This window comes from Brevibacterium sp. K11IcPPYGO002, from assembly GCF_050920635.1.
Classification (GTDB): Bacteria; Actinomycetota; Actinomycetes; order Actinomycetales; family Brevibacteriaceae; genus Brevibacterium.
In genome coordinates, this window is the sequence record NZ_CP131929.1 from 1,976,758 (window position 1) to 1,992,170 (window position 15,413).

The 15,413-nt window shown below is 64.5% G+C and carries 13 protein-coding genes and 1 other RNA gene; 7 read left to right on the forward strand and 7 right to left on the reverse strand.

Annotation, left to right across the window (positions count from 1 at the left end):
* Nucleotides 1-8: 8 nt before the first annotated feature.
* A complete protein-coding gene (locus QYM46_RS09020) occupies nt 9-737 on the forward strand; it encodes a zinc ribbon domain-containing protein (RefSeq protein ID WP_169252209.1) in 729 nt (242 codons plus the stop codon).
* A gap of 37 nt (nt 738-774) precedes the next feature.
* Here the strand turns inward: QYM46_RS09020 and QYM46_RS09025 are convergent, their stop codons facing one another.
* A complete protein-coding gene (locus QYM46_RS09025) occupies nt 775-1,551 on the reverse strand; it encodes a YaaA family protein (RefSeq protein ID WP_432791635.1) in 777 nt (258 codons plus the stop codon).
* A gap of 141 nt (nt 1,552-1,692) precedes the next feature.
* Here QYM46_RS09025 and rnpB point away from each other — a divergent pair.
* An RNA gene (gene rnpB / locus QYM46_RS09030) (RNase P RNA component class A) lies at nt 1,693-2,061 on the forward strand.
* 22 nt (nt 2,062-2,083) lie between these two features.
* Here the strand turns inward: rnpB and ppgK are convergent.
* A complete protein-coding gene (gene ppgK / locus QYM46_RS09035; RefSeq protein ID WP_169252211.1) occupies nt 2,084-2,917 on the reverse strand; it encodes a polyphosphate--glucose phosphotransferase in 834 nt (277 codons plus the stop codon).
* A gap of 1 nt (nt 2,918) precedes the next feature.
* Nucleotides 2,919-3,827: a type I methionyl aminopeptidase gene (map, locus tag QYM46_RS09040; protein ID WP_432791636.1), complete on the reverse strand. Its 909-nt coding sequence runs from the start codon at nt 3,825-3,827 to the stop codon at nt 2,919-2,921.
* A 125-nt stretch (nt 3,828-3,952) separates the two neighbouring features.
* Between map and QYM46_RS09045 the strand changes: the two genes are divergently transcribed.
* Complete coding sequence (locus tag QYM46_RS09045; protein ID WP_432791637.1) at nt 3,953-4,678, forward strand: FadR/GntR family transcriptional regulator; 726 nt, start codon at nt 3,953-3,955, stop codon at nt 4,676-4,678.
* Between the two features lie 76 nt (nt 4,679-4,754).
* Here QYM46_RS09045 and ald read toward each other — a convergent pair whose 3' ends face one another.
* Nucleotides 4,755-5,873, reverse strand: a complete 1,119-nt coding sequence (ald, locus tag QYM46_RS09050; protein ID WP_432791638.1) for an alanine dehydrogenase — start codon at nt 5,871-5,873, stop codon at nt 4,755-4,757.
* A 320-nt stretch (nt 5,874-6,193) separates the two neighbouring features.
* On the opposite strand from ald, the gene QYM46_RS09055 reads away from it, so the two are divergent.
* The 3 genes from QYM46_RS09055 to QYM46_RS09065 are packed head-to-tail and all read left to right on the forward strand — an operon-like array spanning nt 6,194 to nt 10,801.
* Entirely contained in the window at nt 6,194-6,397 is a 204-nt protein-coding gene (locus QYM46_RS09055; RefSeq protein WP_432791639.1) for a hypothetical protein, read from the forward strand.
* Between the two features lie 4 nt (nt 6,398-6,401).
* On the forward strand, nt 6,402-7,760 hold the full coding sequence (gene glnA / locus QYM46_RS09060) for a type I glutamate--ammonia ligase (RefSeq protein ID WP_432791640.1): 1,359 nt from the start codon (nt 6,402-6,404) through the stop codon (nt 7,758-7,760).
* Nucleotides 7,760-10,801 carry a bifunctional [glutamine synthetase] adenylyltransferase/[glutamine synthetase]-adenylyl-L-tyrosine phosphorylase gene (locus QYM46_RS09065; RefSeq protein ID WP_432791641.1) on the forward strand — a complete coding sequence of 1,014 codons (3,042 nt, stop codon included), beginning with the start codon at nt 7,760-7,762 and terminating at the stop codon, nt 10,799-10,801. Before glnA (QYM46_RS09060) ends, QYM46_RS09065 begins: the two co-directional genes overlap by 1 nt.
* A gap of 70 nt (nt 10,802-10,871) precedes the next feature.
* On the opposite strand, the gene QYM46_RS09070 is transcribed toward QYM46_RS09065, so the two are convergent.
* Nucleotides 10,872-12,338 carry a mycothione reductase gene (locus tag QYM46_RS09070; RefSeq protein WP_432791642.1) on the reverse strand — a complete coding sequence of 489 codons (1,467 nt, stop codon included), beginning with the start codon at nt 12,336-12,338 and terminating at the stop codon, nt 10,872-10,874.
* A gap of 150 nt (nt 12,339-12,488) precedes the next feature.
* Complete coding sequence (gene glnA / locus QYM46_RS09075) at nt 12,489-13,913, reverse strand: type I glutamate--ammonia ligase (RefSeq protein ID WP_432791643.1); 1,425 nt, start codon at nt 13,911-13,913, stop codon at nt 12,489-12,491.
* A gap of 143 nt (nt 13,914-14,056) precedes the next feature.
* On the opposite strand from glnA (QYM46_RS09075), the gene QYM46_RS09080 reads away from it, so the two are divergent.
* Nucleotides 14,057-14,497, forward strand: coding sequence for an RDD family protein (locus tag QYM46_RS09080; protein WP_432791644.1), 441 nt, complete (start codon nt 14,057-14,059; stop codon nt 14,495-14,497).
* Between the two features lie 150 nt (nt 14,498-14,647).
* On the opposite strand, the gene QYM46_RS09085 is transcribed toward QYM46_RS09080, so the two are convergent.
* Nucleotides 14,648-15,385, reverse strand: a complete 738-nt coding sequence (locus QYM46_RS09085; RefSeq protein ID WP_432791645.1) for a DUF4191 domain-containing protein — start codon at nt 15,383-15,385, stop codon at nt 14,648-14,650.
* Nucleotides 15,386-15,413: the final 28 nt, after the last annotated feature.

The following is a 15,413-nucleotide window of genomic DNA, read 5'->3' on the forward strand; positions in this document are numbered from 1 at the left end:
GACCGACGATGCTCATCACCGACAGCCAGAGAACAGCGCTGCAGACCCTCATCGAACTCACTGCCCACGGGCGCGCCCTGCGTTTCGAATATGACAATCCGAAACGGGCCGAGGAACTCCAGGAGCTCATCTCCCGCCACAAGGAGCTCGGAGAGAAGCGGACCGAGGCCGCCGCGGTCGTCGACGGTCACCAGCAGACCATCGCCGAAGCCACCCGTCTCATCGAGGTGCAGCGCTCGACAATCGAGAAGAAGACCGCCGAGCTCAACGACGGCACCGGTCTGACCAGCAGAGACATGGTGCATCTGCAAGAAGAGATTGCCGGTCACGAATCTCGGGTCTCCGAACTCGAAGAATCGCAGCTGGAGGAGATGGAGAAGCTCGAAGCCGCAGAAGACGAGCTGGCGGCACTCGATGACCGAATCGCCGATGTCACGGCCTCCGGCAAAGAGGTGCAGACCGCGGTGAAGGACCGGAAGACCGAGCTGCGGGAACTCATCGCCGAGAGCGAATCCGCCGAGTCCGGTCCGAGAAGCGAAATGCCGCAGCAGCTGCTGTCGGCGTTCGATGCCAATGTCCGGCAAGGCGGTCCCGGAGCCGCACTGCTGAATGGGCCCAACTGTCAGGCGTGCGGTCAGGAGATCGGCGGCGCAGCCTGGCATGAGATGCTCGGCACCGACGTCAACGAAACCTATGAATGTGAGGAGTGCGAAGCGGTGCTGCTGCGCCGCAGCTGACCGCGGATCTGCCGCACTTTTCGCTGCGAACGACGCGTCAGCCCCGGAGGACGATCATGAGGCTCCCCGGCTTCGATGCAGTCGGTGCGACGTACTCGACTTCGTAGAACTCTTCGGCCCGAGCGACGAGCTCGTCCGCTGTCTCCGGCAGGGGGCGACCATCGGAGAGCAGTCGACCGGCGAACTCACCTCGGTAGAACTTCGCCCAATGGGAGACGACTCGACGTTTCCCGCCGCTGACGGACACGGCACCCATGGTGACGACCTGATCGGTGGGACCCGGCCACACGGACCGGTAGTCGCTCGAGCGGCAGTCAAGGGCCACCTCGGCGGGATCGAGGGAACAGGACTTCGCCAGAACCGGCTTCCAGTATGAGGTCAGCTTTCCCAGGGTCCCCAGATCGGTCTTCATCGCCAAACGGTAGGCGGGGATCTCATCGAGTCCGTGCACCCGGCCGAACAGAGCGGAGAAGACGTGGACGTCGTGGAGGCGGTCTCGCAGCGTCTCGTCGTCATCCGACTGCGCAACCAGCTCGGTCGCGCCCATCGCCTCGTAGAGCACTCCGGAATAGGTGAGCAGCGCGGGGGCACAGGGTATCTCATCGAGAATCGTGTTGCGTTCGACGTCCTCGGTCAGTGACGCGCCGACGCCGAGCTTCTCGAGGGCATCTCGACGTTTCGACACCTTCTTCAGCGCAGCGAGCACACGCTTGCGTTTCGGGGTGAGTTCCGCAGCCGAGAGACCGTCGAGATCGAGCGTGGGACCGGTTGACGACGGTGTCTTGCCCTCGGAGGGCGGCAGCAGGATCTTCACCACCCCATCGTATGATCACGCACTGACGCAGTCGGGGCCGGGTGTCGATGACATTGATCACGTTCGATGTCCGACCTCCGCTGCGTGTGGGTGCTGTGTGCGCAGCGGCCTCGCTGAGCGACTACACTGGGGTGCTTGAGGACAGGTCACCAGACGGTCGCGGCTCTCTTCACGAGGGCTGAGGAACGTCCGGGCTCCACAGAGCAGGGATGGTGGGTAACACCCACCCGGGGCGACCCGCGGGCCAGTGCAACAGAAAGCAGACCGCCCAGTTCCGACTGGGTAAGGGTGAAACGGTGGTGTAAGAGACCACCAGGGCGGCGGGTGACCGTCGCTGCTGGGTAAACCCCATCCGGAGCAAGATCAGACAGACGACGTTCGAGGCTGCTCGCCGAGTCGTCGGGTGGATTGCTTGAGGCCGGTGGCAACATCGGTCCCAGATAGATGACCGTCAGGCGAGAAGGGCGACCGACTCGTCGACAGAACCCGGCTTATCGGTGGCCTGTCCTCATCGTCAGCTGCGGCACCCCATTCACGACGTGCTGCGACGGACCTTCGCCTTACCGTCGTTGACCGCGATCATCGCAGCCCCCACGATTCCGGCGTTGTTGTACAGCTTCGCCGGTTTGAGCTTCGCTCGCGTCGTGATGAGCGGCAGGAACTGGTCATGGGACTTCGAGACCCCGCCGCCGACGATGATGACGTCCGGGGCGACCAGCAGCTCGATCATCGAATAGTACTGCTGCAGTCGAGCCGCCCATTCCGGATAGGTCAATCCCAGCCGGGTCCGGACTGATTCGGCGGCCTGCGTTTCGGCGTCGGCCCCGTTCATCTCGATATGACCGAGTTCGGTGTAGGGAACCATCCGGCCCTGAGTGAATAGGGCCGTTCCGATTCCGGTGCCCAGTGTCGTCAGCAGCACCGTCTTCTTCCGGTGCTTGCGTCCGGCGCCGAAGATCATCTCGGCCAGGCCGGCGGCATCGGCGTCATTGAGGAAGTACACGGTGCGGCCCGTGCTCTGCCCGATGATCTCGGCGATGGGCGAACCGATCCAGCTCTGGTCGAGGTTCGCCGTGTATTCGACACGTCCTTCGCGGATGACGCCGGGGAATCCGCAGCCGACCGGCAGGGAATCGAGCGCGGCACGGTCGGCGACGAGTTCGAGTTCGACGGCACGTTCACTGAGCGCATGGAGAAGCGTGGTGATCGTGGCCGCCACAGCCTCCGGAGTGCTCGGCTTCGGGGTGAGTTCGCGCAGTCGTTTGAACGGCAGCTTGCCGGTCACCGTGTCGACGAGGGCCGCTTTGATCCCGGTCCCGCCGATGTCGATGCCGATTGCAAAGCGGGGGGAGGCCTCTGTGCTCATCTCATCTCTCCTCGTGTGCCGGTCCCGCGGCAATCGCGGTGTCGGCGTCGGGCAGGGTCAGGATATCGGCGCCGGACTCGGTCACCACCAGCGTGTGCTCGAACTGGGCGGAGCGTCTGCGATCCTTCGTCACCACGGTCCAGGAATCGTCCCAGACGTCCCAGTCGATGGTGCCGAGGTTGAGCATCGGCTCGATCGTGAAGATCATTCCCGGTTCTATCGTCTCGGCGTGGGCGGGTGCGGCATCGTAGTGCGGGATGATGAGCCCCGAGTGGAATTCGCGTCCGACTCCGTGACCGCTGTAGTCGCGCACGACTCCGTAGTCGAAGCGCTTCGCGTACTTCTCGATCACCCGTCCGATGACGTTGATCTGCCGACCCGGTCTGACCGCTTTGATTCCACGCATCATCGACTCGTAGGTGCGTTCGATGAGCAGTCGGGACTCCTCGTGGACGTCTCCGGCGGTGAATGTGTAGTTCGTATCCCCGTGCATGCCCCGGTAGTAGGCGGTGATATCGACGTTGACGATGTCGCCGTCTTCGATGACGGTCGAATCGGGGATGCCGTGGCAGATCACCTCGTTGACGGAGGTGCACACGGACTTCGGGAACCCGCGATAGCCCAGAGTCGATGGGTACGCTCCGTGATCGCACATGAACTCGTGCGCGACCCGGTCGATGTCATCGGTGGTGATGCCGGGGGCGATCATCTCGCCGACGGCGGCCAGGGCGTTGGCCGCGATCCGACCTGCCGTCCGGACCACCTCGACCTCCTCGGGGCTGTAGAAATTGTTTCCCCGGCCTTCGTCGGCGTCGGCGCGACCGACGTACTCCGGGCGGGGGATGTTCTTCGGCACACCGCGTTCGGGCGACATGGTGCCGGGTGTGAGCAGGCGAGTGTGAACAGTCATGATGGTGTCGATCCTATGCTGGAAACGCGGCTTTGTCCCGCCGACCGCCCGCCTGTCGATGCGGGTGCGAGGGGCGCGCGGAGTCTAGAATCGGAAGCAGCCGTGCCAAGGAGACGGGAGGCAGATTGAGCGACGACACGACATCGGCGGGCCACGAGTTCGCGGGCCTGGGCGAAGTGGTGAGCCTGACGAGCGCACCGCAGCAGATCGCCGACCACATCCTCTCCGGCATCGCCGTGGGAGCGCTGCCGGAAGGGACACTGCTGCCGGGAGAGCGGGCCTTGGCTGCGGATCTGCAGGTCTCCCGCTCGAGCGTGCGCGCGGCTCTGCTGCGGTTAGAGCGTCTCGGTGTCGTCGAACGTCGCCGCGGCCGCGGGGGAGGGACGTTCGTCAAGACCGCCCGCCCCGAGGCGCTGGCCCCCATGGCCGACAGGATCGACGAATTCCATGCCGAACGTCGCAATCTCCTCGACGCCCGCGCCGTCTTCCAGAATTCCCTGGCCGCGACCGCAGCGCGCAGGCGCACCGAGGACGAGCTGAGCGAACTCCGGGAATTGGCCGAGGTCTATTCCCAACGCGCCGAGGCGGCCGCCGCCCGCACGGCGGACGCGCAGTTCCATTTCGCCATCGCCCGGGCCGGGCACAACCCGGAACTCGTGCGCATGGCCATCGACCTCGATACGAAGATCAACGCCGGTTTCCGTCACGACCCCTTCTCCGCCGAGCTCTTCGACCACGCCGTGGACGATCACGCCGCGATCGTCGAGGCGATCGCCGCCGGAGACGCAGCAGAGGCCGGACGACTGTGCGAGGAGCACTTCAGATACACGACCATCGTCCCCCGCAACTGAACCACTTACTACCTGACGGCGGCTCAGCAACCTCGCGCGAGGTTGCTGAGCCGCCGTCAGGTAGTAATAGGGGTTTTCAGTTGGCTAGGGCGTGGGCCACGGACACGGCTTCGTAGCCGAATGCCTCGGCGACGTTGTCGTTGGTGACATGCCCGTTGTGGATGTTGAGGCCGCGGGCCAGGGCCGAATCGTTCGACAGCGCCTTATGCCACCCCTGATCGGCGATCTTCACCGCAAACGGCAGAGTCGCATTCGTCAGCGCCGCCGTGGCCGTGTTCGGCACGGCGCCGGGCATGTTCGCCACGCAGTAGTAGACAGAGTTATGCACGGTGAACGTCGGATCATCGTGCGTCGTCGGTCGCGAGTTCTCGAAGCAGCCGCCCTGATCGATGGCGATATCAACGAGCACGGAGCCCGGCTTCATCCCGGAAACCATGTCATCCGTGACGAGCTTCGGCGCCTTCTTGCCCGGGATCAGCACCGAACCGATCACGAGATCGGCCGAAGCCAGAGACTTCGTGATCTCGTACTTGTTCGACACCTTCGTGCCGATGGCACCGGCGAAGGTCTCATCGATCTGCCGCAGACGCGGAATGTTGATGTCGATGACTTCGACGGTCGCTCCGAGACCGAGGGCCATGCGGGCGGCGTTCGTCCCGGCCACACCGGCGCCGATGACGACGACATTCGCCCGTTCGACGCCGGGGACCCCGGAGAGCAGGATGCCGCGACCACCGTTGGCTTTGAGCAGGCTGTGCGCGCCGACCTGAGTCGACAGGCGACCGGCGATCTCACTCATCGGCGCCAGCAGCGGAAGACCGCCGCCGTCGGGCTGGACGGTCTCGTAGGCGATGGCCGTGGTCCCGGCCTCCATCAGAGCCTTCGTGAGTGCCTCATCGGCGGCGAGGTGGAGGTAGGTGAAGAGGATGAGATCCTTGCGCAGGAACCCGTATTCCTGGGCGATCGGCTCTTTGACCTTGAGCACGAGATCGCCGGCGGCCCAGGTGGAGGCCGCGTCGGGGGCGATCGTCGCTCCGGCTGCCTCGTATTCGGCATCGATGATGAAGGAGCCTTCGCCGGCTCCCGCTTGGACGGTGACCTCATGGCCGTGGGCGACGAGTTCGTTGACGCCGGCAGCGGTGATGGCGACTCGGAACTCGTTGTTCTTGACCTCGGTGGGCACTGAAATGCGCATTGTGTGTCCTTCTCTCCTGGTGATGTGCCGCAGGGGCGGAGGCGGCCGACCTCTCCGTCGGCCGTCGATGGTGTCAACTCTATTCCTTTGAAGGTTTGGAGAGCAAACCTTTAAATCTGTTTTCGTCATCCCAATTGCGAAATCAGTGTGTCTGAGTGCCAGATGCCGCGGAAACCATGGTTCCAGACGGAGATTGCGCGCAGCGAAGACACCAGCAGCGGCGGTTCCTGGGCCTGCGCGGCAGGTGCCGCCAGTTCGCCTCGTGAAACGGTAAGCTGAAACCGTCAATGCAGAACCCCGCTGAGGAGAGAAGGCTCGCCATGGGACTCTACGAAGATATCGACGATCCGAACTCGAAGTACTACTTCAACCTCGAGACGAACACCGTCGAAAAGGGCCTGGTCAGCGATTGGACCCACCGAATGGGGCCATACGAGACCGAAGAAGTCGCCCGTGCCGCCCTGGACAAGGCGCGAGAGCGCAGTCAGAAGTGGGACGAAGACGACGAGAAGTGGAACGGCTGAACCGATGTCGCGTCAGGAGGAATTCGTTCTCAGGACCGTCGAGGATCGTGAAGTGCGATTCATCCGACTCTGGTTCACCGATGTCCTCGGGCAGCTGAAGTCCGTGGCCATCGTCCCCGCCGAACTCGAAGGCGCCTTCTCCGAAGGCATCGGGTTCGACGGTTCGGCAGTCGAGGGACTGTCACGTGTCTTCGAGGCCGATATGGTCCTCAAACCCGATCCCTCGACGTTCTCTCTGCTGCCCTGGCGCGGAGAGACCGAGCCGACCGGGAGGATGTTCTGCGACATCCATGTCCCCGGGGGAGAACCGGCGCCGGCGGATCCGCGCAACGTCCTCAAGCGCACCTTGGCCAAAGCCGCCGAACGCGGCTTCACCTTCTACGTGCATCCTGAGATCGAGTTCTATCTATTCAAGACCGACAACCTCGATCCCGTCTCCGGGATCAGCGACGGCACTGCGCCGAAGCCAGTCGACACGGCAGGCTACTTCGACCATGTCAACGGCGGAACGGCCAACGACTTCCGCCGGGAGGCCGTGACCATGCTCGAAGCCATGGGACTGTCGGTGGAGTTCTCCCACCATGAGGCCGGTCCCGGTCAGAACGAGATCGATCTGCGCTATGCCGACGCACTGACGATGGCCGACAACGTCATGACGTTCAGATCTGTGATCAAAGAGGTCGCGATCTCTCAAGGCGTCTACGCCTCGTTCATGCCCAAGCCGATGGCCGACCACCCGGGCAATGGGATGCACACGCATGTCTCCCTGTTCGAGGGCGAGAACAATGCCTTCTTCGAACCGGGTGCTGAGTACCAGTTGTCGAGGACCGGTCGCCAGTTCATCGCCGGACTGCTCACCCACGCCGCCGAGATCTCCGCGGTGACCAACCAGCACGTGAACTCCTACAAACGCCTGTGGACCGGACACGAAGCCCCGTCCTACATCTCGTGGGGCCACCGCAACCGCTCGGCGCTCGTGCGAGTCCCGCAGTACAACTCGGGGAAGTCCTCTTCCGCTCGGGTCGAATACCGTGCACTGGACTCCTCGGCCAACCCATACCTGTCCTATGCGCTCATGCTCGCAGCGGGGCTCAAGGGGATCGAGGAGGGCTACGACCTGCCTGAAGAGGCCGAGGACAACGTCTGGCTGCTCTCGTCCACCGAACGTCGAGCGATGGGCATCGAAGCGCTGCCACGCAGCCTCTCCCACGCCCTGGAACTGATGGAAGGCTCGGATCTCGTCGCCGAAACGCTGGGCGAGGAAGTCTTCGACTTCTTCCTGCGCAACAAACGGCAGGAATGGACCGACTACCGTGCGCAGGTGACTCCGTACGAAATCGCCAAGCACTTCACCTCGATGTGATGGCCGCAGTCACTTCACGCACCACCAGCATCCCGGATGCCACTGCCCGCTTCCTCCGCGAGCTCGATGAACTGCTCGGTGCGCCTCTGGCCACTGACTCGCGGTTCGTCGATCTGCTCATGGCCGCACCGGATCCGCACGGGGCGGCGCTCGGTCTGCTGCGCGTGGTCGAGGCCGCAGAAGAGGATTCCGGGGCGCTGCTGGACGCGGTGAGGTCGGGGACGACGAGCGAACTGGCCGAGGACGAACTCAATCGTCCGCTCCTGGCTCGACTGCTCGCGGTCGTCGGTACGTCGGAGGCGATGGTCGATCACCTGGTCCGACATCCCGACTCCCTGCCGTTGCTGCTCGCCCCGGACCCATTCCTGCTGATCTCCACGCCTGCCGCCTCGGCGGTGTCGCTACGCGCCGATATGCTCTCGGCTCTCGGTGCAGACCCCGACGATCCGGCTCCGCGCGCGAGTGTGACCGGAGACGAAGGAGTCAAGGCACTGCGACGCAACTACCGTGACGCTGTGCTCCGCCTCGTCGCCGACGACCTCTCGGCGGAGTCCCCGGGCGAGATCGTCGACCAGGTCATGGCCGTCCTGTCGGACTTGGCGGCGGCCGCGCTCGACGCGGCTCTGGCCATCGCGCGTGCCGAGCTCGATGAGGCGGCCCACATCCGTCTGGCGGTCATCGCCCTGGGCAAGACCGGGGCCCGAGAACTCAACTACGTCTCCGACGTCGACGTCGTCTTCGTCCTCGACTCCGCCCCGACCGAAGGGGCCAGGAATCTGGCCACCGACCTCGCCCAACGCATGCGCAGCATCCTCTCCGACCCCGGAGGAGAGCCTGCCCTGTGGGAGGTCGACACGGCGCTGCGCCCCGAAGGCAAAGCCGGAGCGCTTGTGCGGACCTTGTCGGAGTTCGAACACTATTACGCCGAGATCGCCGAGAACTGGGAATTCCAGGCCCTGCTCAAGGCCCGCCCCGTGGCCGGCGACGTCGAGGTGGGGGAGGCGTTCTCCGCCTCGCTTCTGCCCCTGGTCTGGCAGGCGGCCAGCCGCCCAGGCTTCATCGACGGGATTCGGGCGATGCGACGACGCGTCGTCGACCTCATCCCGGCAGTCGAAGCGCCACGCCAGATCAAACTGGGACGCGGGGGACTGCGAGACGTCGAATTCTCCGCCCAGATGCTCCAGCTCGTCCACGGACGCAATGATGAGGACATCCGGACCCCGAACACCCTCGTCGCCCTCGAAGAACTCGGCGAGCACGGATACATCGGCCAACAGGACGCATCCGTGTTCTCGACCGCATACCGGTTCATGCGGGTCGTCGAACACCGAGTCCAGATCCCGCGGATGATGCGCAACGCACTCATCCCCGACGACGAGACCAAGCTGCGGATGCTGGCCCGCTCCGTCTTCCGCTCCGGATCACGGACCGGGGATCGCCTCGAAGAGGTCCGCCGCGACTATGCGAAACAGGTCACCCGCCTCCACGAACAGATCTTCTATCGGCCCATCCTCGAAGCGGCCGTCGGAGTCCACGGTGCCGTCGTGGACGCTCAGAAGCGAGGAACGAGTCTGCAGGCGGCCGCCGATCGCCTCCAGGCCTTCGGGTATGTTGACCCGCAGGGAGCATTGGGCCACATCAAGGCCCTGACCACAGGCATGTCGCGCACCGCATTGGTCATCAAACAGGTGCTTCCGGCCCTGCTCGACTGGTTCTCCGATGGGGTCGAACCCGACCGAGCTCTGCTGGCGTTCCGACGGCTGAGCGAGTCGCTGTCATCGTCAGGGTGGTTCCTCAAGATGCTTCGCGACTCCGGACTCGCTGCCAAATCGGTCGCCGAGGTGCTTTCCCTGTCCGGGTATGCGACGGAACTTCTGCTGCGCCAGCCCGCCGCTGTCGCCTGGCTGGATCGCTACGAGAACCTCGACGCCCGTGACCTTGCGATCCTCAACGCCGAGGTCGACGGACTGCTCAAACGCCACGGGGCAGATGCGGTGACTGCGATCCGTGAGACCTACAGCCGAGAACTGCTGCGCATCGCCCTGCGCGACGTCCTCGACGTCGGGGACCGGGCGGAGATACCCGGTGATCTCTCCGACCTCATGGATCTGGCGGTACGAGGTGCGCTGCAGGCGGTCCGAACCGATCTGGATGGTCCCGAGACTCCGGACTACGATTTCGGGATCATCGCCATGGGCCGGTGGGGTGGACGCGAGATCGGCTACTTCTCCGATGCCGATGCGATGTTCGTCTACCGCCCCTTGAGCGACGATCTCGACGCCGAGGCTCGGGGAAAGCTGAGCAAGCATGTGACGAAGGTGGCTCTCCAGCTCTCCTCGAGGCTCAAGGCCAGCGAAGGTGCGCAGGGGGTCGACCTCGATGCGGATCTGCGACCGGAGGGTAAGAACGGTCCGTTGGTGCGCAGCTTCTCGTCGTATCAGGCCTACTACGCGAAGTGGTCACAACCGTGGGAGGCGCAGGCGCTGCTGCGGGCACGTCCGGTCGCCGGCGACGACGGTCTCATCGCCGATTTCCTGGCACTCATCGACCCGCTGCGCTACCCGGGGGAGATGCCGCAGAAGGCATTGACCCAGGTGCGCACGCTCAAGGCGCGGATGGAGGACGAACGACTGCCGCGCAATGCCGATAAGCGCCGGCACCTCAAGCTCGGCCGCGGCAGTCTCTCCGATGTCGAGTGGACCGTTCAGCTCCTGCAGCTTCGGCATGGGCATCGGGTGGACGGGCTGCGTACGACCTCGACTCTGTCGGCTCTCGACGTGGCCACTGAGGAAGGTCTGCTTCCGGCCGACGATGCCGAACAGCTGGCCGCGGCCTGGCAGCTGGCCACCGATGTGCGTTCGGCCGTCATGCTCTTCCGCGGTCGCACGGCGGAATCGCTGCCTGCCGATCACACCGAGCTCGAGGCCACGGCCCGCCTGCTCGGCTATCCGGCAGGGGCGGGCCATGACCTCGAAGACGACTATCTGCGTACGACCCGGCACGCACGGTCCGTCATGGAGCATCGCTTCTACGACTTCTGACTCTCGTACGGCAGGCGGTCGCCATCGGGTGCCCCGCAGGAGACCGCCGAATCAGACGACGGCCGACGGGTCAGTCGGCGAATTCGAGCCCGAGCAGGGCGTTCTCGACCACCTCGGGCAGGGCCGGATGGATCCAGTACTGCCCGGTGGCCACCTCGTCGGCTTTCTGACCGAAGGCCATCGCCTGGATGAGCGGTTGGATGAGAATCGAGGCTTCATGCCCGACGATATGCGCGCCGAGGATGTGCCGGGTTCGGCGATCGGCGATGATCTTCACGATTCCCGGGTCATCGGCCATCGCCCAGCCGTAGGCGACATCGGAGAACTTCTGCACCTTGATCGTGACCTCGTGTCCGGCCTCCGTCGCCTGGTGCTCGGTCATGCCCACATAGGCGACCTGCGGGGAGGAGAAGACGGCGCCGGGTACGGCATGATGGTTGACGGCAGTGAGGTCAACGGTCCGAGCACTGCCCGGCTCTCCTGCCGCGACGTCTGCATCCAGGTTGCGTCCGACGATCTTCGCCTCGTGGTTGGCGACGTGTTTGAGCTGGTGAGGTGAGGAGACGTCGCCGAGCGCGAACACTCCTGGTACGGGCCGACCTGAGGAGAGGACTCGCTGGAACTCATCGACGGATAGGCGCTTGCCGTCGGTGAGGTCGAAGCCGGCGGCCTCGACGTCGAGCTCGGCGGTGTTGGGGACCCGTCCCGTGGCCACGAGCACCCCGTCGGCGGTGATCGTCTCGGGCAGGTCCGCCTCGGCGAGGCGCCCGCTGGGTGCGAGGGTCAAGGTGACCTCTCCGTCGGCGATGTCGATCTGCCTCGCCTGGGCCCCGTGGAGGACGGTGTGGGAGGAGTCGAAGACCCGGGTGAACTCGTCGGCGGCCTCCTCGTCGATATTGCCCAGGAGGCGGGGGCCGCGGGCCAGGACGGTCACCTCGGTGCCGAGAGCTGCGAAGACGTGGGCGAACTCCATGGCCACGATCCCGGAGCCGATGATGACCAGGCGCCGCGGCTGTTCGGCGCGGCGCATCACCGAGTTCGAGGTGAACACCGGGTAGTCGTCGGTGTCGATACGGGCGGTGTCGATCCCGGCGATGTCGGGGATGAACGGGTGGGCGCCGGCGGCGATGACGATGCGATCGGCGGTGATCTCCACGCCGGAGGCGGTGGCCACGGTCTTCTCTGCGGTGAAATGAACGTGTTCGGGCACGACCGTGACGTTGGGTTGGCGGTCGCTGCTGCGGTATTCGCGTCCTCCGGACTCGATAGCGTCGATGCGGGAGAAGATGCGTTCCTGGAGTCCTGCCCAATCGACTTCGGGGTGGGTCGAGGTCAGGTTGTAGCGGTCGGCTTGGGCGGCCTGCTCGGCCAGGGTGGCGGGGTAGACGAACATCTTCGTCGGGATGCACCCGACGTTGAGGCAGGTGCCGCCGAAGTGCCATTCCTCGGCGATGGCGGTCTTCAGCCCCGCGAATCGCTTATCGAGGAACATATTTCCCGAACCGGTGCCGATGAGCAGCAGGTCATAATGCGTCAAAGTCCATCCCTCCGATGGTGCGTGATCCGACCGGCCGCGTGGGCGGCCGCAGAGCCGAAAGGGCGCCACGGGTGAAAACCCGTGACGCCCTCACTCTATTCCACTCGGCTGCGTGATCTCAGTTGTGCTGAGATCGGCTGCCGGCCGAGATCAGAGTCCGTAGTAGAGCTCGAACTCCGTCGGTGTCGGACGCAGGCGAGCGACATCGAGCTCGTTCTCACGCTTGATGCGGATCCATGTCTCGATGAGATCGGGAGTGAACACGTCGCCGGCGGTGAGGAAGTCGTGATCCTTCTCCAGCTCGATGAGCGCCTCGTCGAGGGTGCCGGGAACGAGCTTGATGTCCTTGGCCTCCTCGGGCGGGAGCTCGTAGAGGTCCTTGTCGATGGGCTCCGGCGGTTCGATGCGGTTGCGGATGCCGTCGAGTCCGGCCATGAGCTGCGCCGAGAACGCGAGGTAGGGGTTCGACGACGGGTCGGGCACGCGGAACTCGAGGCGCTTGGCCTTCGGCGAGGATCCGGTCACAGGAATGCGGATCGCGGCCGAACGGTTGCGGGCGGAGTAGACGAGGTTGACCGGTGCCTCATAGCCGGGCACGAGTCGACGGTAGGAGTTGATCGTCGGGTTCGTGAACGCCAGCACCGCACCGGCGTGCTCGATGAGGCCGCCGATGTACCAGCGGGCCAGGTCGGAGAGCCCCCCGTAGCCGTTCTCGTCGTAGAACAGGGGCTCGCCGTTCTTCCACAGCGACTGGTGGCAGTGCATTCCCGAGCCGTTGTCGTCGAAGAGCGGCTTGGGCATGAAGGTCGCGGACTTGCCGAGCTCGAAGGCGGTGTTCTTGATGACGTATTTGAAGTCGAGCAGCTGGTCACCGGCGTGCTGGAGAGTCTTGAACTTGTAGTTGATCTCCTGCTGGCCGGCGGTGCCGACCTCATGGTGCGCCCGCTCCATCTCGAAGCCGATCTGCTCGAGAGTCAGGGACATCTGGTCGCGGATGTCGGCGTAGTGATCCTGCGGAGACACGGGGAAATAGCCGCCCTTGAACGGAGTCTTGTAGCCCTGGTTTCCGCCGGGCTCATCGGTGCCCGTGTTCCATGCCGCCTCCTGCGATCCGATCTTGTAGAAGCTGCTGCCGGGAGTGTTCTCGTAGCGGATGGAGTCGAAGAGGTAGAACTCCGCCTCGGCGCCGAAGAAGACGGTGTCGGCGATTCCGGTGGACTCCAGGTAGGCCTCGGCCTTGGCCGCAACCTGCCGAGGATCGCGCGAGTAGGGTTCATCGGTGAACGGATCGACGATCGAATGGGTGACGACCAGCGTCTTGGCCTCACGGAAGGGGTCGATGTACGCGGAGGTGACATCGGCCAGCAGCTTCATGTCGGACTCGTGGATGCCCTGGAAGCCTGTGATGGAGGACCCGTCGAAGAGCAGACCTTCGGTGATCTCCTCCGTGCCGTATGAGGCGGCGGGGAGGTTGAAGTGCTGGACCACACCGGGCAGGTCGCAGAACCGGACATCGACGAATTTGACGTCGTTGTCCGAGATAAAGTTGACGAGTTCTTCAGCAGACGAGAACACTTAGGTCTCCTAGTTCGTGTACGGTGGCCGTTTGTCCTGACCACGGTCAATCCTAGTCGCCGAAGAATGAAGTGGTGATGTCGCCCATGTTTCGGGCATGTTTCCTGAGGATCCATTCAGGCCGGATTCCGTAGGCTGGGGGAGTGATCAATCGTGACGACCTTGGTTCCTGGCTCGAAGGACCCCGGTTCGACAGGGAAGAAGACGACTGGCCCGGAAAGCGGCTCGGTCTGCCTGTCAACGGCTCGCATTCTCTGGCCCCGGCATGGAAGCGCATCCTCGCCCTGCTCGTCGACTGGCTGATGTGTCTGGCGATCGCCAATCTCATCGATCCGACGAATCCGGTCCTCGCTCCCGCCTTCTTCGCACTCGAGAATTTCGTGCTCGTGGGCACTCTCGGCTATTCGGTGGGGCATCGCCTCTTCGGCGTCGAGGTCCGCCGCCTCGACGGCCATGTGCCGGGACTGCTCAAGTCGCTCATCCGCGCGCTCCTCGTCGTGCTCGTCATCCCCGCCCTCATCTTCAACCGCGACAACCGCGGGGTCCACGACCTCGCCGCCGGAACCGTCATCCTCCGCCGCTGACCTCCTTATTGCTACCTGACGGCGGCCCAGCAACCCCGCGCGGGGTTGCTGGGCCGCCGTCAGGTAGCAATAGGGGGTGGTGGGGATGAGAGCGGCGCCGACTCGGATCGAGTCGGCGCCGCTTCTTCGTCTTCGCTGAGTGTCTGCGGATCAGCGTCCGCGCATGGCCTTGTGGTTCGGGCGGGCCTTGTTCGGGTCGATTCCCTTCGGGATCGGCGGACGCGAACCCTGAGTGCCGAGAGCGGCAAGACGGTTGCGCACGGCCAGGACCTCGGCGCGGTTGAGTTTGCGCGGCAGCTTCTGCACGGCCGGAACGACCTGCTTCATCGTCAGCTGGCCGTCTTCCTTTCCACCCTGGAAGGTGTGGATCGGGACGTTGGGGAGGATGCGCTCGTGACGCTTCTTCTCCTTGGCCAGCAGCTTCGCACTGCGACCCTTCGGCCCTTCGCTCAGCAGCACGACACCTGAGCGACCGGTCGATCGGAACACGAGATCGCGGCTCTTCGGGTCGACGGCGATGGGCTTCTCGTCCATGAGGTAGCCGCGGCGAGCGGTGTTGAGGACGGCCCCGAAGGCTCCCGGCTGTCCGTCCATCTGAGCGAATGCGGCGGTCTCGGCGAAGCGCCCGAGCATGAACATGCCCAACAGCAGACCGACCATGAAGCCGAGGATCGTCGTGAAGATCGCGGTGGTGCCGCCGATGAGCAGACCGATCATGAGACCGATGAGCGTGCACCCGAGGATCGCCGCAGCCAACAGCCACGGGGTCGCTTTGTTGTGTTTGGCGGACAGCTCATAGACCTGACGCATCTGCGCCAGACGGCCGGGCTTCTTGTTCGGATCTTTGGGCTTGCGCCGGAAGAGTCCCTTACGCGGTTCTTCGCTCATTCTCTCACTTGCTCTTGAGGGGCGTTGC